Genomic DNA, 22,887 nt, shown 5'->3' with positions numbered 1-22,887 from the left:
CGATGGCAAGCCCGTCCTCACGCTATGACCTGACCAGCCGCACCGCTCTCGTGACCGGCGCAGGCGGCCTGCTCGGGCGGCAGCATGTCGCCGCGCTTTCGGAAGCGGGCGCGCGCGTCGTCGTCACCGACGTCGGGCTTGCGCAGGCCGAAGCAGCCATTGCCGCGCTCAAGCAGAACGCGCCGTCCGCCGACCTGATCGCGCTTGCGATCGACGTCACCTCCTTTGACTCGGTACGGGCTGCAAACGAGCAACTTTCCGGCCGCGGCGTCTCCGTCGACATCCTCGTCAACAACGCGGCGATCGACCCCAAGGTGACCTCCGCACCCGGCGTGACGCATTCTTCCCGCTTCGAGGCGTTTCCGGTGCCGCAATGGCAGACCGAGATCGCCGTGGGCCTGACCGGTGCGATGCTGTGCGCGCAGGTGTTCGGCGGCGCGATGGCGGCGCGTGGCCGCGGCGTGATCCTGAACATCGCCTCCGATCTCGGCGTGATCGCGCCGGACCAGCGAATCTACCGCCTGCCACAGGTGACACGCGAGGAGGAGCAGCCGGTGAAACCGGTGACTTACTCGGTGATCAAGCACGGCCTGATCGGGCTGACGAAATATCTGGCGACCTATTGGGCCGGCCACGGCGTCCGCGTCAACGCGATCTCGCCCGGCGGCGTCTTCAACAACCAGGATCCCGCCTTCGTCGAGCGACTGACGCGCCTGATTCCCATGGCTCGCATGGCCGATGTCGACGAGTACCGCGCTGCGGTGCAGTTCCTCTGCTCCGATGCCTCGAGCTACATGACCGGGCAGAACCTGGTGATCGACGGCGGGAGAAGCGTGTGGTAGCGGCACCAGCGCCCACGCGCGAGACGGCTTCCCAGGACGACGGCGTCCCTTCATAGGAACTCTCGATCCACGATCACCATGTGTCAGATTCGACATGAATCAGGTTTCTCAAGTGGAATATCGCCCCGAAATCGATGGCCTTAGAGCGATCGCCGTTCTCTCGGTTATTCTCTTCCACGCCGGGCTGGATGCGGTTCCGGGCGGCTACCTCGGCGTCGACATATTCTTCGTCATTAGCGGCTATCTGATCACGTCTATCATCAGCACGGAGATGGAGGACGGCAGATTCACGTTTGCAGCCTTCTACGAAAGGCGGGCACGGAGAATTTTGCCAGCACTCGTTGTGGTTCTACTAGCCTGCGTTCCTTTCGTTCTCATTTTCATGCTTCCACACGAGGTGTCCGAATTCTCGAAGAGTGTTATCGCTGTATGCGTGTTCGCGTCGAACGTGTTCTTCTGGGCGCAGAGTGGTTACTTCGACAGGGCAGCCGAACTGAAGCCGCTGTTGCACACGTGGAGCCTCGGTATCGAAGAGCAGTTTTACCTGATTTTCCCCGTTTTTCTGATGGGCGCACTACGATTTGGCCGTAAGCGAGCGGGCATGCTGTTTGCCACGATTGCGGTCGCGAGCATTGCCTATGCCCAATGGGGCCCTCAGGCCAAAGAGACTACCTTCTATCTGATACCAAGCCGGCTCTGGGAGTTGCTCATTGGCGCTCTTCTGGCCTTGTGGCCCGTGACGAAATTAAGGGCTGTATTGTCAAGTACTACACTCGACATTTTCGTTGTCATCGGCATCGGACTTATCGGTTATGGCCTTCTTGACCACAGCGAAATCCGATACCCAGATTTGCGCGCTCTTCCTGCTGTGCTTGGAGCTTGCCTTATCGTCGCATTCGCTACCGCACGGACAACGACCGGCAGACTGCTCGGTAGTCGGGTTCCCGTTGCGATCGGGCTCATTAGCTACAGCGCCTATCTATGGCATCAGCCGGTGTTTGTGTTCGCAAGATTGAATGGCTTCCAGCGACTAAATGTCGGCGAGGCTCTTGCGCTAACGGCACTTTCTCTCGTGCTTGCCGTCTTGACCTACCGCATCGTCGAGCAGCCGGCCAGAAATCGCAAATGGTTAAGGAGACCGGCGCTGATCGCACTTACCTCGCTCGGAATATCCTGTCTGGCGGGTGCCAGCATCTTTGCGATCGCCACGAACGGGTTCGAAAAGCAAGGCCTCTACTTCAGCAGCAACGATACCCGACGTCTCTACGAATTGCTTGAGCGTAGTACGGGAGGCGACTTCATGCGCGACATGGCCTCGGACGGCGATTGCGTATTCTGGACGACTAAATTCGATCCCGCGGCATGGAGCCGACTCATCGATTGCTCGAAAAGGTTCGGACCCGCGACCGTTGTTCTTGGCGATTCCCATGGGATGAACCTCTACAATGCTCTCTTCAGAAACGACTATGGCAAATTCGTAGTTGGCTTGGTCGGACCCGGATGTCGGCCTTGGGCTAGAACCCGGGAATGTCCCTACGTAGGGTTCGACGAATTCTTGGACGCCCATCGAGAAGCCGTCGCGACGGTCATATTGCATTTCTCCGGATCTCACCTCGTGATTGACGAACATGATCGGCAGGAGCCGGCCGATGTTCTTAGATTTGGAGGCAAATACCACTTCAACGAACGCCCGATAGCCATGACAATTGCTTATCTTCAGAACCTGTCCAAACTGACCAGGACAATCTGGCTAGGTCCTTTTGTCGAACCGAGAATCGACCTCCGAGACTTCGAAAATATGAAACGGGTTGCGCGCGGGGGATTTCATCTCAATCCCGTGACGGCGGACATCTTCTCGGCGCTCGAGAAGCACCTTCGCAAGAAAATCGGCCTGCAGCGAGTGGACTTCCAGTACATATCGTTCTCCGATGTCATCAACCAGGAAGCAAAGGGACTGCTGGACGGCGATTGCCTGATGTACCGAGATTTCGATCATCTCAGCGTCTGCGGAGAAGGTATCGTTGGGAAAGACCTAAAGGCGCTTCTTCTGAGATACACGTCCGCGGGACAGTGATCACGAGCGACCTCTGACGGATTCCATCGGATTCAGCCCGGAACTCTCCGCTATTGCCGAAGGGGGAACGCATCGATCTCTCCCTGCCCTCCGCTTGGATGCGCGCAAGCCGGCTCCGCTGCCGGCCTTCGCCGTCGTGCCTTCCTTCCAGCAATCTTCCAAGTCCTTCGCTAAAGCGTGATGAGATTTGGATGCATCGCACTTTAGGTCATTGTTTGAACGTGATCTTTTCGGAAACTTGCTACACACTTTTCCCGATCATGCTCTAGGATAGCCAAGAAGGCGAGTCCGGCGAGCGCAAGCATGATGAACCGCGCCTGAGTGATCCTGGTGATCGGCGGTCGGATGCAGCCTCCGATGAGGTGAGAGCTGCAGAGCTGATTTCACGATCCAGGTTAGATCGCGTTTGATCCTGGATCAGGTTGGCTTCGTGCGCCGCGATGGAAGGTGGGGCAGCAGTTCACGGGCAGTCCAAGTGCGACTGGATTAAGGAAGAACTTTCTGCCCTTGAAGAACAACTCTGTCGGAACGGGGGCTGACGATGACGCAAAATCTATCGCAGCGTATCACAGCACGCCCGGGAGATATGTCGGATACTTCTATCCACCACTAACTTAGGCGACGACCAGAACGCTCAAGACGCCCCAGAAGCCGAGCACCAGGCTGAGGGTGGAGTATTCATGTGCTCGTCAGACTTCAGCAAGCGGTCAAGACCGCTAGATCAATGCTGCAGAATGCCCGCGAGGTTCATGTGCGCAGGTCGCGAGTGCTCGATGCCCAGCAACGTCCGCCGATTGTCGTTCGTTCGTTGCAGGTGCAGGCTCGCGAGCGTCATTCCGGCGCAAGTGGTAACCGTAGTCCCACGCCCGCCGAACGGCTTTAGGAAGTCGAACACCCGATTGCCGAACATATCGACGACCGACATCTCGCGCGCCCCGAGCGGCGGAATCTCGCCGAAATCGGCCTCGATCTGCTCGCCATCCTCGCGGATCAGCTTCGATGTCGGCCGCGCCGCATGAGCATATTCGGGATCGGAGGAGTGATTGATCAGCATCAGGCTGCTGACGATGTCGCTGGTCGCAATGATCTTCGGATTGATCCCGGTGAACCCGACATGCGCCTTGAGCCTGCCTTCGTTCAAGGGCCGGGCAAAGGCTCCGGTGCGATAGATCGCGACGTTGTCCTGATCGACATAGGTCATCGAATAGCTGGCAGGCGAGGATCGGAAGCCGTCCATACGCCCACGCGACATCACGGCGATGACCAGATAATCCTCCTGTGGCAACTTGAGCGAGGCGAAAAGACGCGACAGCTCGATCTCGACGGAGGAGCCCGGCGCATAATTGTCCGGAAACTCGTAGGTTGCCCGGTACTCGCCGTCGCGGGACAGGATGTGCAGCTTGAACCTGAGCTTCTTGCTGAAACCCGAGGCGACCAGGCTGGCAAGTTCGGGAACGAGATCCTTGACTGTTTCGCGGAAATTCTTGCGCAGGCTGCCGGCGACGAGGCTGCGGAGATACCTGATGTCGACAGGGCGATACCAAGCAGGGATCGAGAAGCCCATGCGCGACTCGACACCCGCAAAGGTCGGGAACATGAATCTGGGCTCGTAGGGCTTCCAGGGACTGGACGAGAAACGTGTCACGGACGCGCCCCTAAAAATGATGCAAGCTGAATTTGCCGTTGGCAAACTCATAATAGCTGAACGGGCTGGCGATGTTGGTGCCCTTGAACTCCAGAGCGAAACCTTCGGCCGCGCCGATCAACCTTTCAGCCTCGGGGAAAAGATCAAGCGTGCTGATGCGGACGGCTCCCATCGGCGCGATCTCTGGCAGCGCGCGCTCGCCCAATGCAGTGCCATCCAGGGCCATGAGCCGGGCGCTCCCAACCGAGACGCCCTCGGGCGCCATGCAGGAGTTCACGAGCACCACACCAGACTCCTTCAGGAATCGCGTAAGATAGGATTGCATCCAGGCTGAGGTCGGGAACGGCGCCGCCGCCACGGGTTCGCGCTCATGTGACAATGTCACCGCACCGTGCTGCGAGAAATATTGTGCATAGTAGCCGGTGGTCACCTTCCGTCCGGGACGAAGCTTGGTCTCGTGTTTCGGGACCAGCGCCATCGCCACCGTTCCCGAAACCTGCGGACACAGCTCCGAAGTCTGCAACTGCAGCTGTCCGTTGACGCCGAGCTCCCTGTGGAAATACCCGGCCTGCGTGCCCGCTCCGTCGAAGAGCCAGACATGCGCATCCACTTCCGGATGATCATTCATAAAGACCGAGAAGTAGTTGAATGCGCAGACTTGCGTCGTGACGGTCTCGTCGTTGCGCAGGTAGAGCACGGCGGGCGGATAACCTCTCGCGACGGCCTCTCCGATCTGCAGTTCACCGGACATTCGATAAGACTCGGCGGGAGAGCAATGGACCGGCATAGGCCGAACCGGCCGGCGGCTTTCGACAAACCATACGCGATTTCCGGCCCGCATGCTGAAACGGCGACGTAACTTGAGCGTCTGTTTACGCTCAGCCGACCGTGGAATCAACCGGGAATGGCGCCATGCCGAGCTGTTCCGAAGACACGGCTCGCCACGAGCACGTCAGCAGGTTGGAGGGCAACCTGTCTCTGCGGCCGCGACGTAGCCGGAAGAGGCACTTCGACCTCGGTCGGACTCGCTCCCGAGCCCCCCCCCCCGCAACCTTGCGTTGCGCCTGCGGCTCCCATATAAGCAAAGCTGGCCATGCGATTTGGCACCCGCCTGAACAGCCGGATCAGGGCCCATCCTGGACGTCCACCATGCTTCGCCGACCGTTCGTCAGTACCACGCCAACCACGACGTCCATTCAACCGAGGAATCACTGAGGTGCGCTGGCAGACAAAGGCGCGAGCGTTCTCGGTGCTGTCGAACATCCCCTTTGGCGAAGACATCCACTACGCCCTGCAGCGCTACGTCACACGACGGCTGCCGCGGCCCGAGAAGCAGGTTAAATCCGTCTACACGCTCGCGCAGCGGCTGCTGGGCGTTCACCAAGCTTACAGTCTAAGGCCGCTACGGGATTCGACCTGCTTCGAGTTTGGCACCGGGCGCGATCTGATCATTCCGCTCGCCTTCAGCGCGCATGGAGCGCAGCGCTTCATCACGGTCGACATCGCGCGCTTGGCCAAGCTGGAGCTGATCCGCTCCAATGCCGCCATCATTTCCAGACTCAGCGGCAACAGCCACCCCGATATCAATTCCCTTGACGACCTCGAACGTTCCTGGAGGATCGAGTATCACGCGCCAGCCGATGCCCGGACGACAGGCCTGCCGGCCGGTTCGATCGACTGCGCGGTCTCCGTCGAAACGCTCGAACACATTCCCAAGGATGACATCGCGGCGATCTTGAAGGAGCTGCGACGCATCATGCGTCCTGATGGACTGGTCCTCATGCAGATCGACTATGGCGACCACTTCAAAGGCTTCGATCCGTCCATCAGCTCGTTCAACTTTCTGACCTATTCCGAGGAGGATTGGGCGCCCTTCCAGTCGCGCTTCCAGTACGTCAATCGTTTGCGCCACAGCGAATATCTGAAACTATTTAGAGAGGCGGGGTTCGAGCTACTCAGCGATCAGCCCGATCGCCGGCCGCCGGAGCGGCATATTCTGGAACGATTGGCACCATGCTTCAGAGGCTTCTCCGAAGAGGATCTGTTCACGCTTGGCTCCCTGATCATCGGCCGTCCGGCCGATCCATCGAACCGAAACTGAAGATCGCCGTTTGCTCGTTGCTTGGCAGAATTGCGGGCTGTGTCAGGGCAGTTGCGGACGTCGCATCACAAAGCGGCGAAACAATCGAGGCCTGTCGGCCAGCACCCACGGAAGAATGGGCGCCCGCTCCTCGATAATGATTGCCGCAAACAGCGCAGCAATCTTCACCCAATATGTCGGCGTCGCGACAAAGTTCAGCATGCCGCCGATGTACATCACGTAGATGCCGTACAGCACGTAGAAAGATAGAGCCGCCGTCAGATATCGTTCGACGATGATTGACCGGATCATAACAGCTGAGAGGAGCGCAGTGAGCCAACCGGCCCCCAGCAGGAAGATCCAGCCGAAATAGGGACCAAGCAGTTCGAAGAAAATTTCGGGGAACCCGCCCGCGAACTGAAAACCGCCTGTGATGTGTTCCGTCGTCCGCGGCTCACCAATGGTTTCGGACATCAGAAGCTGCGGGGTCGTATTCCGTCCCGCAACGATGGGGCGGTCGAACAGGAAATCGAAGACGTGGCGCGCGTCCCAATCTCCGTTGACCAGAACGCGTTGATAGGACGCCCATCCTATCTCCGAGGGCTGCACCAGAACGCGCTCGACAAAAGCATCCAGCGCCGCCTGACCTTCGAACCCTCGGACTCTGGTCAGATTCCAATAGAGTGCGAATGCAATCATCGTGGCCGTCAGCACAATGACGCCGGTGCCGGCCAGCACGATGCGGCGGTCGCTAATCCGGGGCAGCAAGTTGAACAAACTTGCGCTCCCGAGATCTCGCGCCTGAACGATCAGCACCGCGGAAAACGGTATGACAAAGAACGCACAATATCGGTAGAACGGCGAGAAGCGCCCGCCTGCGAGAAACATGTAGAAGGTGAGGACGGCCAGCAAACCCACGAAGCGGTAATCGTATCGCTGGCGTCGCAATCGCTCGGCCACAAACATGGTCCCCCACCAGAAGCAGAGCATGTCCCCTCGCTCGACCACCAGGCGATGGAGGAAGCTGGCCTGTTCGTTGAAGGTCCAACGCTCGATCTTGGCAAACAACGGAATGACACCTCCCTGAATCAGGGCACCGAAAAGCAAGATCAAGAAGAGGACGGACGCGTAGAACGTGACGTCCGAAAGGGTCAGTTGAGATTGGGACGCAGGCAGTCCGGGAGTTGGAGCCTCCCGTGCCCATTCATCGAGCGCCCTCGAATTGAAGACCCAGAGGAAGGGAAGAAGCGTCAGAAAATAAGCAATCGACTGGAACACCGTCATGACGCCGGGTCCAATGAACATCTGAAGCTGGGACGAGAATACAGGCCCCGTGAGGTCGACATAGAGCGACGAGATCGTCCGCCATGCGAAGGTAAACAAAAGGAAGGCAAGACAAATGAGGACCGCCGACCTGAATAGCCCCAGCCAGACGAAGAAGAGGAGTATGGAGGCTCCAGCCAGAAGGGTCATTGCCGAAGTCCTAGCCCAGACGCGCCGGCCGCCTCAGAAAGAAGGTCAAAAGACCGATGAAAAGCAGAATGCCCAAGCCCGCCAGGATGGCTCTTTGCACGAGATTGACTTCCCTCGGCCCTTCCGTCGCGGGAGACAAGCCATCCTGCGGCCCCGTCATCCTCACGGTGCGTTCGATATAAGCCAGGAGAGCAATGCGCGTATCAATGTTGAGCATCCTGTCGACCGAAGCCCCTGGACTCTCCACGAAGGCAGCCCCGATGGAACCCCCGTCCGGCCGAACCGGCGCGAAGTCCATACTGTTCTTCCTCAATGCATCGTTGAGCAGCGCTCTCGCATCTTGCAGGCGCGCGCGCACCGAATGCAACAACTCCATCCTCGGCTCGAATAATCTCTGGTGTGCGGCCTGGATCGCAAGAACAGCCTGTTGAAGCAGGGTCGCCGCCTCCTCCTTCGAGGCGGCGCTCGCCTCCAGGCGGATCGACGAATCGCCAATAACGATCCCGCGCAGTGAGGCTCCACCGAACGCCCCACGCGAGTCGGGAAGCGCCTTGCGAGCATCGGCCAGAACAGTGCTCTGAAATTGGACCGCTCCGATTCGCATCACCAGGTCACGGGCACTCTCCATGGGTTCAACTCCTGCCCCAGCCAGCCCGAGAATACTTTGAAGGGTGGGCACGGTACCAATCGCGATCGTCGAGGTCGCGGTCCAGGATTCCACCTTCCGGCCGACGGCAAGAGAGCCAAGAGCAGCCAACAAGATCGCCCCGATCATGAGCGAAAGGACCCAATGCTTCCGCGCTGCTCGAACAGCAACATGGAACCGTCTCGCGAGCTGCAGAAACGCTGGAGCTCGCGGCGTACGCTCGGCCATCGGCATGTGACTCTTGTCCCCCGGCAACCCCCACAATTCGGATGGGGAACCCGGTCACTATCATACTGAGCTATCTCTGGTTGATCAATCGGCCCATGGCCAGGAGGCTCTCGATGATCGACCCTCGTATGATCGCCCGCCTGCGCTTCGCCCGGCCGGGTCGTTCGACAAGAGAATCCTCGCCTACTCCCTTGCTCGTTGCCTCCGGGCGCCGCCAAGCGTAAACAGAGCCGCAACAGTTCCTGTCGCAGCGGGCAGCTTGCCATTGACGGGCGTTGGTGCGGGGTCTTTGTCACTCAGTGTCGCGTTCGCCAAGCGTTTATCGAGGATCGAGACGATCCGGCCACCACAGCTCGATCCAACGAGAGCCAGAACCTTGAGACAGACATTTGCTGCTCGCCTTCGACTGAGATGCCGACGGGAAGAGCCAACATGCTGAGACAGGCTGTCGTCCTCATCGGGGGACTCGGCACCCGCCTCGGCGAACGCACCAAAACCGTGCCGAAGCCGATGCTCGATGTTGGCGGCCGGCCGTTTCTCGACACGCTGCTCGACGAACTCGTACGCTACGGCGTGTTCGATGAGATTCTTCTGCTTGCGGGCCACAAGGCGGAGATCGTCGAGACGCACTACGCCGCGGCCGCCAGGGGATCGACGCGAATCATCGTGTCGCGCGAGCCCGAGCCGCTCGGCACCGGCGGTGCGCTCGTGCATGCGCGCGACCTTCTGCATGACCGGTTCCTGTTGCTCAACGGCGATTCCCTGTTCGATTTCAACCTGCTCGACCTAATCATGCGCGCCCAAGGGGGGCGCGTTCACATGGCACTGCGCGACGGCGTCGTCGGGGACCGTTATGGACGCGTCGTCCTCGACGGTGACGTGGTGCGTGACTTCATCGCCCCGGGTGTGGGTGCTACTGGACCGGTCAATGCCGGCATCTACGTCATCGACAAGTCCGTTCTTGCCGACATCACAATGCTTCCCGCCTCGCTCGAGCAGGACGTATTTCCTGGCCTGACCAAGTTCAGCGCACTGCGCGGCACGGCCTATCGCGGTTACTTCATCGACATCGGCATTCCCGACGACTTTGCACGCGCCGACCGCGAATTGCGGGACAAGCTGCGACGGCCGGCGGTGTTCTTCGATCGCGACGGCGTGCTCAACCATGATTCGGGATACACTTTCGAGACGCACAGGCTCGAATGGATCGAGGGCGCACGCGAGGCCGTGAAGGCCGTCAACGATGCCGGCTATTTTGCCTTCGTCATCACCAATCAGTCCGGAGTCGCGCGCGGCTATTACGAGGAGCATCACGTGGTCGCGCTGCACCGCTGGATGGCGGACCAGATGGCGCTGATTGGCGCGCATGTCGATGCATTCGAATATTGCCCCGATCATCCCGACGGAACCGTCGCGCGCTATTGCCGCCCGAGCGACCGGCGCAAGCCGGCGCCGGGCATGATCATCGATCTCGCACAGCGCTTTCCGGTCGACATGACGCGCAGCATGGTGATCGGCGACAAGCCGAGCGACATCGAAGCCGCTCGTGCGGCCGGCCTCGCGGGCCACTTGTTCGAGGGCGGCAACCTGGAGACCTTCGTGAGACAACGCCTCATCCCGGCCGGCCAGGCCTAGGCGCGCGTCACGAAAACTGCTGCATCCCCGGGCATTTGGCAGCTTTCTGGCGCTGCTCTGTTGCGCGCGACCGCCAGTGTGCTATAGCGCCATCTTGTTGCGAACACAGGCTTAATCGCCTTCTGGGGTCCGGCATGGCAGATCTAAGGGACGCCCGCGTCCTCGTTACCGGCAGCGACGGCTTCATCGGTTCGCATGTCGTCGAGGAGCTGGTGAAGGCCGGGGCACGCGTCAAGGCGATCGTCTACTACAACTCCTTCAATTCCTGGGGCTGGTTGGACACGGTTCCCGCTGACATCATGAAGTCCGTGGAGGTGGTCGCCGGCGACATCCGCGATCCGCACTTCATGATCGCAACCGCCAGCGGCTGCACCGACGTGCTGCACCTGGCGGCGCTGATCGCGATTCCCTTCTCCTACGTCGCGCCCGACTCCTATGTCGACACCAATGTGAAGGGCACAGTGAACGTGCTCCAGGCGGCGCGCATGGCGGGCGTGCGTCGATTCGTGCAGACCTCGACCAGCGAGGTCTACGGCACGGCGCAGATCGTCCCGATCAAGGAGAACCATCCGCTGGTTGGCCAGTCACCCTACTCGGCCTCGAAGATCGCATCCGACCAGATGGCGCTATCGTTCCACGCCTCGTTCGACATGCCGGTCGTCGTGATCCGCCCGTTCAACACCTTCGGCCCCCGGCAGTCGGCGCGCGCGGTGATTCCGACCATCATCAGCCAGATCGCGACCGGCAAGCGCAAGATCCGTCTCGGCGCCGTCAGTCCGACGCGGGACTTCTCCTTCGTCACCGATACCGCGCGCGGCCTCATCGCAGGACTTACCGCGCCGGCCGAGCAATGCGTCGGCCAGACCATCAATCTCGGCAGCGGCTTCGAGATCTCGGTCGGCGCCACCGTCGAGATGATCGCCGACGTCATGGCGACCACGATCGAAATCGAGACCGACGAGACGCGCCTCCGTCCGGCCAACAGCGAGGTCGAGCGGCTCTGGGCCGACAATTCCAAGGCACGCCAGCAGCTCGGTTGGAGCCCTGAATTCGGCGGTGTCGAGGGCATGCGTCGCGGCATGGTCAAGACCGTCAACTGGTTCACCAATCCCGCAAACCTCATCCGCTACAAGGCAGACGTCTACAATGTCTGAGGTGATGGTGGACAGTGTCGTGGCCAGCTCAGACTTCAAGCCGGAGACGATCGTCGACGCCGTGCGGCGCGCGGTGGGAACGCCGAACGGCGTGCTCGGCCTGCACGAACCGGTGTTCGCCGGAAACGAGATCGCCTACCTCGAAGAGTGCATCAAGAGCACCTTCGTTTCCTCGGTCGGCCCCTTTGTCGATCGGTTCGAGCGCATGCTGGAGGAGGTCACCGGCGCCAAACGCGCGGTCGCCGTCGTCAATGGTACGGCCGCGTTGCATGCCTGCTTCAGGCTCGCCGGCGTGGAGCCCGGCGACGAGGTCATCTCGCCAGCGCTGACCTTCATCGCGACAACGAACGCGATCGCCTATTGCGGCGCAACGCCCCATTTCGTCGACAGCTCGCTTGCCACGCTCGGCATGGATCCCGACGCCCTCGCGGTGCGCCTCGGGACGATTGCGGAGCGGACTGCAAGAGGCACGATCAATCGCGAGACCGGACGCCGCATCGCGGCGATCTCGCCGATGCACACGTTCGGGCACCCCGTCGCACTCGACGAGATCGCAACGATCGCACACGACTGGGGCATCGCGCTGGTGGAGGATGCCGCGGAATCGCTCGGCTCGACCTACAAGGGTCACGCCGTCGGATCGCAGGCGCGGCTCGCGGCGCTGAGCTTCAACGGCAACAAGATCGTCACCACAGGCGGCGGCGGCGCCATCCTCACCAATGACGAGGAACTGGGACGACGCGCGAAGCATCTCACCACGACCGCGAAGCTGCCGCACAAATGGGCCTTCGTGCACGACGAGATCGGCTTCAACTACCGCCTGCCCAACCTGAACGCCGCGCTCGGCTGCGCCCAGCTCGAGCAGCTCGATGGCTTCCTGGCGAGCAAGCGCCGGCTGGCGGCCACCTATGAACGTGCGTTCGCGCATGTCCCGGGGGTACGCTTCTCGCGGGAGCCGAAGGACACCACGAGCAACTACTGGCTGAATGCGATCCTGCTCGACGAGGCGCATGCCGAGCGGCGCGACGACGTGCTCACGGCACTGAACGAGGCCGGCTTCGGCGCGCGCCCGGCCTGGACGCTGATGCACAGGCTGCCGATGTTCGCGCAAAGCCCCCGCGGCGATCTTTCCACCGCGGAATCCATCGAACGGCGGCTGATCAACTTGCCCAGCAGCGCCAGCATCAGGCCCCGCGATGAGTAGTCGCGCACGAAAAATCTGCTTCGTCACCGGCAGCCGGGCCGATTTCGGCCTGCTGGTCTGGCCGATGCGCGCAATCCGTCAGACGCCGGGCCTGACGCTTCAGCTCATCGCCACCGGCATGCATCTCGCGCCGGAATTCGGCTACACCTTCAACGCCATCCGCGAGGAGGGATTTGAGGTCGACGAGCGCATCGAGACGCTGCTGAGCAGCGACAGCGGCGCCGGCGTAGCCAAATCGGTCGGACTCGGCGTGATCGGATTTGCCGACGCCTTCACGCGGTTGCAGCCAGATCTCGTGGTCGTGCTCGGCGACCGCTTTGAGATGTTCGCGGCTGCGCAGGCCGCGATGTTCATGCGACTACCGATGGCGCATCTGTTCGGCGGAGACGTCACCGAAGGCGCGGTCGACGAATCCACGCGCCACGCCATCAGCAAGATGTCGCATCTGCATTTCACCAGCAATCATGGCTCGACGCGGCGATTGATGCAGCTTGGCGAGCACCCGTCCCGCATCCATACCATCGGCTCGGTCGGCATCGACGCCATCAAGCATCTCGATCTGATGAACCGCGACGACATAGGCGACGCGATCGGGATGCCGCTCGGCGAACGCAATGCACTCATCACGTTTCACCCCGTCACGGTCGAAGCCGGGCGGTCGGTGGCTGAGTTGGATGAGTTGTTTGCTGCCCTGTCGACACTCGATCCCGCCTTCCGTCTTGTCTTCACGCTTGCCAATGCCGATGCCGAAGGGCGCGCGCTGAACGATCGGACCAAGGCCTTCGCGGCACGCCGGCCGAACACGATCGCGGTCGCCTCGCTCGGGCAGCTCCGCTACCTCAGCCTGATGAGCCAAGTCGACGTGGTGATCGGCAACTCCTCGAGTGGCGTGCTCGAAGCACCCTCCTTCGGCGTTCCCACGGTGGATATCGGCGACCGTCAGAAGGGGCGTGAGCGCGCGGCCTCGGTGTTTCATGCAGCGCCCGAACGTGGCGCAATTGCCGCCGCGATCTCGGCAGGACTCCAGCGTGGCCGCGAAGCCACCGTCAACCCCTACGGCGACGGTGAATCCAGCCGGCGATTTGCCGACATTGTCGCCGCCATCCCCGATTTCAGGCGGCTTCTGGCCAAGGGCTTTTACGAACTTCCCGCAAGCGGAGCGCGGCCATGACGACGCACACGCTGATCATCGCGGAAGCCGGGGTCAATCACGACGGCAGCCTGGAAAAGGCGCTGGCCTTGGTCGATGCGGCAGCCGATGCCGGAGCCGACATCGTCAAGTTCCAGACCTTCAATGCAAAGGCGTTGGCGGGCGGCGCGGCGAAGAAGGCCGACTATCAGCAGCGCACCACCGATGCCGGCGAGAGCCAGCTAGCCATGCTCGAACGTCTCGAGCTGCCGCAGGCTGCGCATGAAACGCTGATCGCGCGCGCCAAGGAGCGCGGCATCGAATTTCTGTCGACGCCGTTCGATAATGCTTCGCTCGACTTCCTTTTGTCTCTGAAATTGTCGCGCCTCAAGATTGGTTCGGGCGACCTCACCAATGCGCCGCTGCTCCATGCAGCGGCGAAAGGCGGCGCCATACTGATCCTGTCGACCGGCATGGCAACGCTCGGCGAGGTTGAGGAAGCGCTGGGTGTCTTGGCCCATGGCTATGCGCATCGCAGGGATCCTGCAGGCGTCGCCTCGTTCCGCGCAGCATGGCGCGATCGGGCGGCACGCGCCGCGGTGGCGCGGCACGTCAGCCTGCTTCATTGTACGACCGAATATCCCTGCCCCATCGCCGATGTGAACCTCGCCGCGATGGCGACGATGCGATCGGCGTTCCAGCTTCCGGTCGGTTATTCCGATCACACCGATGGGTTCGAGATTTCGGTCGCCGCGGTCGCGCTCGGCGCGACCATCGTCGAAAAACACCTGACGCTGGATCGCAATGCGCCCGGCCCCGACCACGCAGCCTCACTCGAGCCGGACGATTTCAAGCGCATGGTCGGCGCTATCCGCAATGTCGAGACCGCACTCGGCGACGGCGTGAAGACGCCGAAGGAATCCGAAATCAGGAACGTCCCGGTGGCGCGCAAGAGCATCGTGGCGGCGCGCGCGCTGAGGGCCGGCGAGATCATCGGACCGGCCGACATCACGGCCAAGCGGCCGGGCACCGGACGGCCACCGATCGATTATTGGTCATTGATCGGAACGGCGGCGCCGCAGGCGCTTGACCCGGACGACCCGGTTTAACGACGGGGCTTGGCAGGGACCCCGCGCAGCACGGACCCGGGCGGCCATGAAGCCGTAACGACGGAACCCATCGCCACCAGCGTATCATTGCCAATGGAAATGTGATCGCGGACCCGACTGCCGAGCCCCACAAAGGAGTTGTCGCCGATCTCTGCACCGCCGCCGACTACGGTTCCGGGAGACAGATGCGTGCAGTGCCCAACTCGCACATCGTGCTCGACGACCGCGCCCGAATTGATGATGCAGTGATGGCCGATCATGCTGCGTGCATTGACGATGGCACCCGGCATGATGACGCTGCCCGCGCCGATCGTTGCCGAAGGCGAGACGAACGCGCGCGGATGGATCACCGACGCCCAGCGCTTGAGCTGCAGCCGGCCGATCAATTGCCGGCGCGCGGGCCCCGCCTGCATCGTTCCGATCCCGACCACGAAGGCGGCATCCGGATAGTTGGGCGCAACGTCATCGGTTCCGAGGTAGCGCGCATTGCCCAGCGTACCCGGCTGGCGATCGAGGAAACCGACGACGTTGAACTCGCCCGACAAGAGAGCGGCCTCATAGACCATGAAGGCATGCTCGCCGCCACCGATGATGATGAGATCGTCCATCGCATTTCCCCTGCACAGACCAATCTTAGCGACGGGGCTGCGGTACTTCAAACCGACGGGGCCTGGCCGGAAAACACGGGTATTAACAAGGTCAACGCCCGGGCCCCTGGCGGGGTTGACGCCGCCTCTCGCAGCCGCGATATAGCAGGCTCAGCCGTGGGCCGCCCCCAATATCTGGCGTATACGAGGCAAATTGCCATGAAATCCTGGCGCAAAGCCGTCGTCGGTACCCAGGCGACTGTGGGCGAGGCCATCGCCGCGATCGAGAGCGGAAGCATCCAGGTTGCGCTGGTGCTCGACGACCACAATCGCCTGCTGGGCGTGGTCACCGACGGCGACGTGAGGCGCGGGCTGCTGCGCGGCATTCCTCTCACCGGACTTGCGACCGACATCATGAACCGGACGCCGGTGTCTGCCCCTGCGACCTTGCCGCGCGAGGATCGCCTGCAGCTGATGCGGCAGAGGTCGATCAAGCAGCTCCCGCTTGTCGACGAGGGCGGCCATCTGGTCGTGGTCGAGACGCTCGATGAGCTGCTCGAACCTCGTCACTATCCTAATCCTGTGCTGATCATGGCCGGCGGCCTCGGCGAGCGCCTGGGTGCGCTGACGCGCGACGTGCCGAAGCCGATGCTCAATGTCGGCGGCCGACCACTGCTGGAGACGATCGTCCGCAACGTGGTGCAACAGGGGTTTGCCAACATCTTCATTTCGGTCAACTACAAAGCTCAGACGATCAAAGACTACTTTACCGATGGCGCCGCCTTCGGTGCCAAGATCCAGTACGTGCACGAGACCGAACGCCTCGGTACCGCCGGCGCGCTCGGGCTCTTTTCGACACCGCCGGATCTGCCGATGATCGTCACCAACGGCGACATCCTCACCACGATCAACTATGGAGCGCTTCTCGACTTCCACAACGGAACGCCGGCGGAAGCGACGATGACCGTTCGCGAGCACAAGGTGCACGTCCCCTATGGGGTGGTTTCCACGTCGGAGGGCTTTCTCCAGACTATTCGCGAGAAGCCGACCGAGAGCTGGTTCGTCAGTGCCGGCATTTACGTGATTGGAAGCTCGGTCTTCCGCCATGTCGCCCCCGGCGTCAGCATCGATATGCCGACCGTGCTGGAGCGGGTGATCGCCGATAAGGGACGCGTCGCGGTCTATCCCATTCGTGAATACTGGCTCGACATCGGCCGCCTGGAGGATTTCGAGCAGGCGCATGCAGAGTTTCACGAGGTCTTCCCGTGACCTCAACAACCGCCGTCGTGGTTGGCCTCGGCTCGATTGGCGCAAGGCATGCGCGGGTCCTGCGCGAGCTCGGACTTCGGGTCACGACTGTCAGCCGGCGCGAAGGCGGCGACTACGGGTCGATCGCGCAGGCCGTCACGGCGGCGCATCCGGACTACGTGGTGGTCGCTACCGAGACTGCGCGTCATGCGGACAATCTGCAAGAGCTCGCGCAGACCGGGTTCCATGGCAGCGTCCTCGTCGAAAAGCCGCTATTCGCAACACCGGCTCCGGCCCCGAAATATCCCTTCGCCCGTGTCAGCGTCGGATACAATCTGCGCTTTCACCCCGTGATGACGGCGCTGGCGGAACGACTGCGCGGGCGCGACGTGATCACGGTCGACGCCTATGTCGGCCAGGACATCAGGGACTGGCGGCCGGGCCGCGATCACCGTGCGACCGCATCCGCCACGGCCGATGCCGGAGGCGGCGTGCTGCGGGATCTCAGCCACGAACTGGACTATCTTTTGTGGCTGTTCGGGCCATGGCATCGCGTCGCAGCGCTCGGCGGCTCCTCCGGCGCTCGCGACATCGACGTCGACGACCATCTCGACCTGCTGCTCGACATGCAGCTGGCGCCATCGGTGCACGTCCACATGGACTATCTCGATCGCCAGGGCATCCGCCGCATTCGCGTCAATGTCGACGACGATACCATCGAGGCCGATCTCGTCGGCAGCCGTCTCACGGTCAACGGCAAGGCAACGGAGATTCCCAGCGAACGCGACCAGAGCTATCGCGACATGCATGTCGCGGCGATGCGCGGCGCGAGCCCGGTCTGCTCGCTACCCGAGGCCCTCGGCGTCGTGCACCTGATCGACGCCAGCGAGCGCGCGCTGCGCACCAAGACCTGGATATCGCCATGAGTCTCGTCTGCACCATCTGCGCGCGAGGCGGCTCGAAAGGGGTGGTCGGCAAGAACGCGCGCGATCTCCTGGGCAGGCCGGTGCTCGCGTGGAGCATCGCGCAGGCGCGAGAGACCGGCCTGTTCGATGCGATCGCCTTCAGCAGCGATTCGGACGCCCTGCTCGGGGCGGCGCTGAAGGCTGGCGCCGACATCGCGGTCAGGCGCCCCGACGAGATGGCGACCGATACCGCGCCAAAGCTGCCGGCGATCCGCCATTGTCTCGAGCAGGCCATCGCGCAAATGGGCACGACGCCCGAGATCTTCGTCGATCTCGACGTAACCTCGCCGCTCAGGCTCGCCTCCGACATCACCGGTGCGGTGGCACTGCTGCGCGAGAGCGGCGCGCGCAATGTCATTACCGGGTCGCCGGCGCGACGGTCGCCCTATTTCAACCTTGTCGAGCAGCGCGCCGATGGCAGCGTCGGCCTGTCCAAATCTGCCGATCCTCCGATCACGCGCCGGCAGGATGCGCCGCGCTGCTTCGACATGAACGCGTCGATCTATGTTTGGCGCGTCGCGTCATTCCTGGAGCGGCCTGCGGTATTCTACCCGGACACGCGTCTGCTCGAAATGCCGGAAGAGCGTTCGATCGACATCGATTCCGATCTCGATTTTACGTTGGTGGAACTGTTGCTCCGCCAACGACTGGCGGCCTGAGGAGGCACAAGCGATGACCACGAGCTTCAAGGCTCTGTTCGATCTGACCGGCCGCACTGCCGTCGTTACCGGTGGGTGCGGCATTCTCGGTCGTCGCTTTGCCGAGGGCCTTGCCGAGTTCGGCGCCAAGGTTGCGATTGTCGATCTGGATCAGGCCGCAACCGATGCCGCGGCAGCCGAAATCGCCTCCCGCCATGCCGTCCGCGCCAGAGGCTACGGTTGCGACATCACCAGCCCTGAAGCGGTGCGCAACACAGCCGATGCGATCGAGGCCGACCTCGGACCGGTCTCGATCCTGCTCAACAACGCGGCCAGCAAGACCCGCGACGTCGACGCCTTCTTCGCGCCCGTCGAGAAATTCTCGCAGGAGACCTGGCGCGAGATCATGGCTGTCAATCTCGACGGCATGTTCAACGTCGCGCAGGTGTTCGGCGGCCGGATGGCCGAACGCGGCTACGGCGCCATCGTGCAGACCGCCTCGATCTACGGACTGATGGCCCCCGATCAGCGCATCTACGAAGGCTCCGAATATCTCGGCCGCGCCATCAACACGCCGGCGGTATACACCGCTTCGAAGGCCGGTGTCATCGGCCTCACGAAACACTTGGCGACCTACTGGGCGAGCAAGGGCGTTCGCGTCAACACGCTGACCCCCGGCGGGGTGGAGAGCGGGCAAAACGAGACCTTCAAGGCGCGCTATGGTGCCCGTATTCCGCTTGGCCGCATGGCCCGTGCCGACGAGATGGTCGGGACCATGCTGTTCCTGGTCTCCGATGCTGCCTCCTACGTGACTGGGCAGAACATCGCCGTCGACGGCGGACTAAGCGCCTGGTAACAAAACACCAATGATCAAGCGCCTGATCCAGAACACGGTGATTTCGGCGCTTGCCTTCGGCGTGGCCGCCTTGCTGGGCCTCGCGGTCATTCCGCTGATCATCGGAACCTGGGGGGTGACCGAGTTCGGCCTCATCGTCATCTCGCGGCTGCTGCTTCCTAGCGGCATGATGGCGGTGCTGGACCTCGGTCTGTCCGAGGTCGCCACCCAGGTCGTCGCGCGCGCGCGCGAGCACCGCAATTGGACGCGGGCCAGCCGCCAGATCGCCTTTTTGGGAGCGGCCTCCATCGCTCTCGCCTTGATCCTGAGCGCCGCCATCTGGCTCGCGACGCCCCTCTTCGTCATGGTGATGAAGGTTGACGCCGCGCACCTCGAGACGTTCACCCAGATCATGCACTACACGGCCCTCGCGAATCTCATCTTCGTTCCGGCGCTGGTGTGGGAAGGTATTGTCAAAGGCTTCGAGCGGTACAACCTGCTCCGCGTCGCGGAGGTCTCGTCGACGACGGCCTATGTCGGTCTGACATTCGCGGCCTCGTGGGCGGCGGAAGGCTTTGAAGTGGTCGCCTACATCTATCTCGCCACGCTGGTCGCCCGCGCCGTCGTCATTGGAATTGCCGCCTTCGTCGCCCTGCGGCACAAGCACGTGCGATTGCTGCCATGGACCCCGGACATCCGACGGGATGTTCTGCATCGCTGCCTGCTGCTTCTGCAAGGCAAGCTGATGGGCGGCATTTCCGGGCCGCTTCAACCCTTCCTGATCGGATTGCTGTTCGGGCCCAAAGCCGTCGGCACCTACGACGCGCTGATGCGATTGTCGCGGGTATCCAAAGTTGTCGTCGGCCTCCTGACATCCGCTTTGCTTCCCGTTGCCAGCCGGCTCGACGAGCGCGGCAGCGCAGCGTCATTCCAGCGTCTCGGCGACCTCGGCCTCGTCATGATGCCGATGTTCGTGGTGCCGCCGCTTGCCGCCACCGCGATTCTCTCGCCTGAGATCATGGACATCTGGATCGGCCCCCTTCTTGCCCCCTACGCGTTCTGGATGGGCCTGAGCTTCCTGGTTCCGATCTGCACGCAATATGTGGCGATCGGCAGCCTGATCTTCCTGACGCGGCCCGAGGTGCAGGCCAAGCTCAACAGGCTGGTCGCCATTCAGCTTCTGATCTGGGCTGTGGTCTCTGCCGCGACATTGCATCTGTTCGCGGAACGCGCCCTGATCCTGGGCCAGGTCATCGGCAGTATCGCCATCCTGCCCTTGCAGCTGGTAGCGTTGCGCGATGCCCTCGAACTCGACCGCAAGAGCTTCGCAAGGGTGATCGGAACCCAGCTCGTAATCCTTGTCCTGGCCAGCGCTTTTCTAGCAACAATTGCAGGTTACATTCGGCTCGACAGCGTGCTAAAGCTCGCGCTCGGTTCCATGGTTTTCTGCCTGATTACCTGGACGCTCCAATACTTCCTCGTGCTTGAAAAACGGCACCGGACTGTATTTCCAGCCGTTGGGCTACTGATGGGACTGACATCCAAAAGCGGTTGAATGAACATCCACGCGACAGACACGAAAGCCGCCACTACGGGTTTCGCTCCGGCATCGCTGTCGGACAAGGCGACGACCTACGCGCTCGATGCGGCAAGGAGCCTCGGCCGTCTCGCGATGCGCCGCGTGAAACGCACGGCCGATGTCGTCGATTCCGAGTACAATCTGTTGCACTGGCAGCGAACGCTGTCGGAAAAGAACTGGACTAAGGCCGCAAGCATCGACGAGTTCCTGGTCCCGAAGAATCCCGCCCGCGGGCTTCGTAAGGTCGACAACGAGATCTGCCGGGTCGCGGCCGACGACTATTATCGCTACCGCGCCAAGGCCCTCGGCGAACTGCTCGCGCGACACGCGGGCGGTGCCACGGAGATCGTCGAGCTCGGCGCGGGCTGCGGCATCAATCTGCTGTCGCTTCACCTCAACCATCCCGACTGGCGGCTGCACGGGTTCGACATCGCCCCGAACGGCATCGCCGCAGGCCGCGAGATCGCAGCGCATTATGGCCTGTCGGACCGGATATCGCTCGACAGGATCGACCTGACCGACGGCAGCGACCCGAACTACGCAGCGATCAGGGATCAGGTCGTTTTCACCTATTTCTGCATCGAGCAGATTCCTTATGACGTGCACAAGGTGGTGGACAACATCATTGCCGCGAAGCCGAAACGCGTCATCAACATCGAGCCGACGACGGAGCTGCTGAACCTCGCAAGTCCGCGAGATATCGTCAGCTTCCTCTACATCCGTTCGGTCGACTACCAGACGCAGCTGTTCTCGACGCTCGATGATTACGAGCGACAGGGTCGCGTCCGCATCTTGGCGCGTGAACGCATGCCGTTCGCGCCGACGATCCACAATGATGGTTTTTTGTATTGCTGGGAGCCCACATGACGACCGTCGACACGACGGCTGATCGGCCTGCCCCGAAGAAGGCGAAGATCAGCCAGTTCCGCCGCCTGCTGTGGCACGTCAACCGCACCGACCTCGGATGGGCGATCAAGGCGGCTCTGACCTGCCTGCAATTGCCGGCCCGCGCCAAGCGTGTCGCGCTGCTCAGGCAGCTGCCGACGAAGCCCGAATGGACCGAGGCCAGCCGCAAGCTCGGCGAGGACGGTTATGTCGACGTGACCGCGCTGGTCGACCGCAGCCTCGCGGAAGCCGTCGCCTCGTTTGCCGACGGCAAGGTGCAGCGCCTCAACGAGCTCGTCGGCCGGCAGAAGGAAGGACACAAATCGTTCTGGGTCAGCCTGCTGGACGAGGATCTCGTCAACGGCGCCTTTGCGACCGACCATCCCTTCGTGCGCAACGCACTGCAGCCGGCCGCGCTGCGCATCATCGGCGATTTCATGCACGACCTGCCGCAATTGTCGGATGTGGTGCTGACACTGTCCCAGCCGACCCCGAACCGGGCGCTGAGCTATTCCCAGCTCTGGCATCTCGATCACGACGACAAGCGCGTCTGCAAGCTCTTCATCTACCTGACCGATGTGAGCGACACGGCCGACGGTCCGTTCACCTTCATTCCGGCCAGACCGTCGAAGGCCTTCCGCAACACGCTGAAGAGCCACATGAGCGACGCGCAGGTGTTCGCCAAGACCGGCCCCGACGCGGTCAAGGAGATGATCGCGCCCCGCCTGTCGTGCTTCATCGTCAACACAGCTCGCTGCCTGCACATGGGAAGCCGGATCCAGTCCGATCACAGCCGCCTGCTGTACACGGCGACCTACATCCAGCAGCCGCGCATCTATCCCGAACCGCCGGCGCGCTTCCGCGCTGTTGGCGCCCTGACGGATCTCGAGCGCACCGTGATGCGGCTCTGATACGGACCTGCCGGGAGCTC

Annotated in this window: 20 protein-coding genes; 15 read left to right on the top strand and 5 right to left on the bottom strand. The window is 62.2% G+C overall.

Annotation, left to right across the window (positions count from 1 at the left end):
• Positions 1–2: 2 nt before the first annotated feature.
• Both IVB23_RS33905 and IVB23_RS33900 read left to right on the top strand, forming a co-directional pair.
• Positions 3–842: an SDR family oxidoreductase gene (locus tag IVB23_RS33905; RefSeq protein WP_247801431.1), complete on the top strand. Its 840-nt coding sequence runs from the start codon at positions 3–5 to the stop codon at positions 840–842.
• Positions 843–936: 94 nt separating this feature from the next.
• Positions 937–2,916, top strand: coding sequence for an acyltransferase family protein (locus IVB23_RS33900; protein WP_247801430.1), 1,980 nt, complete (start codon positions 937–939; stop codon positions 2,914–2,916).
• 721 nt (positions 2,917–3,637) lie between these two features.
• On the opposite strand, the gene IVB23_RS33895 is transcribed toward IVB23_RS33900, so the two are convergent.
• Positions 3,638–4,561 (bottom strand): hypothetical protein, encoded by a 924-nt coding sequence (locus tag IVB23_RS33895; RefSeq protein ID WP_247801429.1) that lies wholly within the window; start codon positions 4,559–4,561, stop codon positions 3,638–3,640.
• 10 nt (positions 4,562–4,571) lie between these two features.
• Positions 4,572–5,312, bottom strand: a complete 741-nt coding sequence (locus IVB23_RS33890) for a hypothetical protein (RefSeq protein ID WP_247801428.1) — start codon at positions 5,310–5,312, stop codon at positions 4,572–4,574.
• 465 nt (positions 5,313–5,777) lie between these two features.
• Between IVB23_RS33890 and IVB23_RS33885 the strand changes: the two genes are divergently transcribed.
• A complete protein-coding gene (locus IVB23_RS33885; RefSeq protein WP_247801427.1) occupies positions 5,778–6,662 on the top strand; it encodes a class I SAM-dependent methyltransferase in 885 nt (294 codons plus the stop codon).
• Between the two features lie 42 nt (positions 6,663–6,704).
• On the opposite strand, the gene IVB23_RS33880 is transcribed toward IVB23_RS33885, so the two are convergent.
• Together IVB23_RS33880 and IVB23_RS33875 are read right to left on the bottom strand one after the other, a co-directional pair.
• Entirely contained in the window at positions 6,705–8,114 is a 1,410-nt protein-coding gene (locus IVB23_RS33880) for a DUF6418 domain-containing protein (protein ID WP_247801426.1), read from the bottom strand.
• 10 nt (positions 8,115–8,124) lie between these two features.
• Positions 8,125–8,994: a hypothetical protein gene (locus IVB23_RS33875; protein WP_247801425.1), complete on the bottom strand. Its 870-nt coding sequence runs from the start codon at positions 8,992–8,994 to the stop codon at positions 8,125–8,127.
• A 426-nt stretch (positions 8,995–9,420) separates the two neighbouring features.
• Here IVB23_RS33875 and IVB23_RS33870 point away from each other — a divergent pair, with 426 nt between their 5' ends.
• The 5 genes from IVB23_RS33870 (at position 9,421) to neuB (ending at position 15,219) form a co-directional block, all read left to right on the top strand.
• Positions 9,421–10,623, top strand: coding sequence for an HAD-IIIA family hydrolase (locus IVB23_RS33870; RefSeq protein WP_247801424.1), 1,203 nt, complete (start codon positions 9,421–9,423; stop codon positions 10,621–10,623).
• Between the two features lie 134 nt (positions 10,624–10,757).
• Positions 10,758–11,777, top strand: a complete 1,020-nt coding sequence (locus IVB23_RS33865; RefSeq protein WP_247801423.1) for an NAD-dependent 4,6-dehydratase LegB — start codon at positions 10,758–10,760, stop codon at positions 11,775–11,777.
• Between the two features lie 19 nt (positions 11,778–11,796).
• Complete coding sequence (locus IVB23_RS33860; protein ID WP_247801422.1) at positions 11,797–12,981, top strand: LegC family aminotransferase; 1,185 nt, start codon at positions 11,797–11,799, stop codon at positions 12,979–12,981.
• Positions 12,974–14,152 carry a UDP-N-acetylglucosamine 2-epimerase gene (neuC, locus tag IVB23_RS33855; protein ID WP_247801421.1) on the top strand — a complete coding sequence of 393 codons (1,179 nt, stop codon included), beginning with the start codon at positions 12,974–12,976 and terminating at the stop codon, positions 14,150–14,152. Before IVB23_RS33860 ends, neuC begins: the two co-directional genes overlap by 8 nt.
• Positions 14,149–15,219 (top strand): N-acetylneuraminate synthase, encoded by a 1,071-nt coding sequence (gene neuB / locus IVB23_RS33850; protein ID WP_247801420.1) that lies wholly within the window; start codon positions 14,149–14,151, stop codon positions 15,217–15,219. The genes neuC and neuB overlap by 4 nt, the downstream gene beginning before the upstream one ends.
• On the opposite strand, the gene IVB23_RS33845 is transcribed toward neuB, so the two are convergent.
• Positions 15,216–15,785 carry an acetyltransferase gene (locus IVB23_RS33845; RefSeq protein WP_247801419.1) on the bottom strand — a complete coding sequence of 190 codons (570 nt, stop codon included), beginning with the start codon at positions 15,783–15,785 and terminating at the stop codon, positions 15,216–15,218. The two genes, neuB and IVB23_RS33845, sit on opposite strands and share 4 nt — an antisense overlap.
• Positions 15,786–15,791: 6 nt before the next feature.
• On the opposite strand from IVB23_RS33845, the gene IVB23_RS33840 reads away from it, so the two are divergent.
• Genes IVB23_RS33840 through IVB23_RS33810 form a run of 7 tightly spaced genes read left to right on the top strand, consistent with a single transcriptional unit; the run spans position 15,792 to position 22,867 of the window.
• Entirely contained in the window at positions 15,792–17,075 is a 1,284-nt protein-coding gene (locus IVB23_RS33840) for a nucleotidyltransferase family protein (RefSeq protein ID WP_247801418.1), read from the top strand.
• Positions 17,072–17,980 (top strand): Gfo/Idh/MocA family oxidoreductase, encoded by a 909-nt coding sequence (locus IVB23_RS33835; RefSeq protein ID WP_247801417.1) that lies wholly within the window; start codon positions 17,072–17,074, stop codon positions 17,978–17,980. Before IVB23_RS33840 ends, IVB23_RS33835 begins: the two co-directional genes overlap by 4 nt.
• A complete protein-coding gene (locus IVB23_RS33830; protein ID WP_247801416.1) occupies positions 17,977–18,678 on the top strand; it encodes an acylneuraminate cytidylyltransferase family protein in 702 nt (233 codons plus the stop codon). Before IVB23_RS33835 ends, IVB23_RS33830 begins: the two co-directional genes overlap by 4 nt.
• Positions 18,679–18,691: 13 nt before the next feature.
• Positions 18,692–19,513, top strand: a complete 822-nt coding sequence (locus tag IVB23_RS33825) for an SDR family oxidoreductase (RefSeq protein ID WP_247801415.1) — start codon at positions 18,692–18,694, stop codon at positions 19,511–19,513.
• A gap of 10 nt (positions 19,514–19,523) precedes the next feature.
• Positions 19,524–21,047, top strand: coding sequence for a hypothetical protein (locus IVB23_RS33820; protein ID WP_247801414.1), 1,524 nt, complete (start codon positions 19,524–19,526; stop codon positions 21,045–21,047).
• Positions 21,048–21,938 carry a class I SAM-dependent methyltransferase gene (locus tag IVB23_RS33815; RefSeq protein WP_247801413.1) on the top strand — a complete coding sequence of 297 codons (891 nt, stop codon included), beginning with the start codon at positions 21,048–21,050 and terminating at the stop codon, positions 21,936–21,938.
• Positions 21,935–22,867, top strand: coding sequence for a hypothetical protein (locus IVB23_RS33810; RefSeq protein WP_247801412.1), 933 nt, complete (start codon positions 21,935–21,937; stop codon positions 22,865–22,867). The genes IVB23_RS33815 and IVB23_RS33810 overlap by 4 nt, the downstream gene beginning before the upstream one ends.
• The last annotated feature ends 20 nt before the right edge of the window (positions 22,868–22,887 follow it).

The sequence above is a fragment of the Bradyrhizobium sp. 191 genome (genome assembly GCF_023100985.1).
Lineage (GTDB): Bacteria > Pseudomonadota > Alphaproteobacteria > Rhizobiales > Xanthobacteraceae > Bradyrhizobium > Bradyrhizobium diversitatis.
Note: the sequence above shows the minus strand (reverse complement) of the source record. Positions and strands in the feature narration are given on the sequence as shown.

Excerpts from the sequence above, each read along its gene's own strand:
- IVB23_RS33905 (WP_247801431.1), top strand. The coding sequence starts at position 3 with ATGGCAAGCCCGTCCTCACGCTATGACCTGACCAGCCGCACCGCTCTC.
- IVB23_RS33900 (WP_247801430.1), top strand. The coding sequence starts at position 937 with ATGAATCAGGTTTCTCAAGTGGAATATCGCCCCGAAATCGATGGCCTT.
- IVB23_RS33890 (WP_247801428.1), bottom strand. The coding sequence starts at position 5,312 with ATGTCCGGTGAACTGCAGATCGGAGAGGCCGTCGCGAGAGGTTATCCG.
- IVB23_RS33880 (WP_247801426.1), bottom strand. The coding sequence starts at position 8,114 with ATGACCCTTCTGGCTGGAGCCTCCATACTCCTCTTCTTCGTCTGGCTG.
- IVB23_RS33875 (WP_247801425.1), bottom strand. The coding sequence starts at position 8,994 with ATGCCGATGGCCGAGCGTACGCCGCGAGCTCCAGCGTTTCTGCAGCTC.
- IVB23_RS33870 (WP_247801424.1), top strand. The coding sequence starts at position 9,421 with ATGCTGAGACAGGCTGTCGTCCTCATCGGGGGACTCGGCACCCGCCTC.
- IVB23_RS33865 (WP_247801423.1), top strand. The coding sequence starts at position 10,758 with ATGGCAGATCTAAGGGACGCCCGCGTCCTCGTTACCGGCAGCGACGGC.
- neuC (WP_247801421.1), top strand. The coding sequence starts at position 12,974 with ATGAGTAGTCGCGCACGAAAAATCTGCTTCGTCACCGGCAGCCGGGCC.
- neuB (WP_247801420.1), top strand. The coding sequence starts at position 14,149 with ATGACGACGCACACGCTGATCATCGCGGAAGCCGGGGTCAATCACGAC.
- IVB23_RS33845 (WP_247801419.1), bottom strand. The coding sequence starts at position 15,785 with ATGGTCTATGAGGCCGCTCTCTTGTCGGGCGAGTTCAACGTCGTCGGT.
- IVB23_RS33840 (WP_247801418.1), top strand. The coding sequence starts at position 15,792 with ATGCTCGCCGCCACCGATGATGATGAGATCGTCCATCGCATTTCCCCT.
- IVB23_RS33830 (WP_247801416.1), top strand. The coding sequence starts at position 17,977 with ATGAGTCTCGTCTGCACCATCTGCGCGCGAGGCGGCTCGAAAGGGGTG.
- IVB23_RS33825 (WP_247801415.1), top strand. The coding sequence starts at position 18,692 with ATGACCACGAGCTTCAAGGCTCTGTTCGATCTGACCGGCCGCACTGCC.
- IVB23_RS33820 (WP_247801414.1), top strand. The coding sequence starts at position 19,524 with ATGATCAAGCGCCTGATCCAGAACACGGTGATTTCGGCGCTTGCCTTC.
- IVB23_RS33815 (WP_247801413.1), top strand. The coding sequence starts at position 21,048 with ATGAACATCCACGCGACAGACACGAAAGCCGCCACTACGGGTTTCGCT.
- IVB23_RS33810 (WP_247801412.1), top strand. The coding sequence starts at position 21,935 with ATGACGACCGTCGACACGACGGCTGATCGGCCTGCCCCGAAGAAGGCG.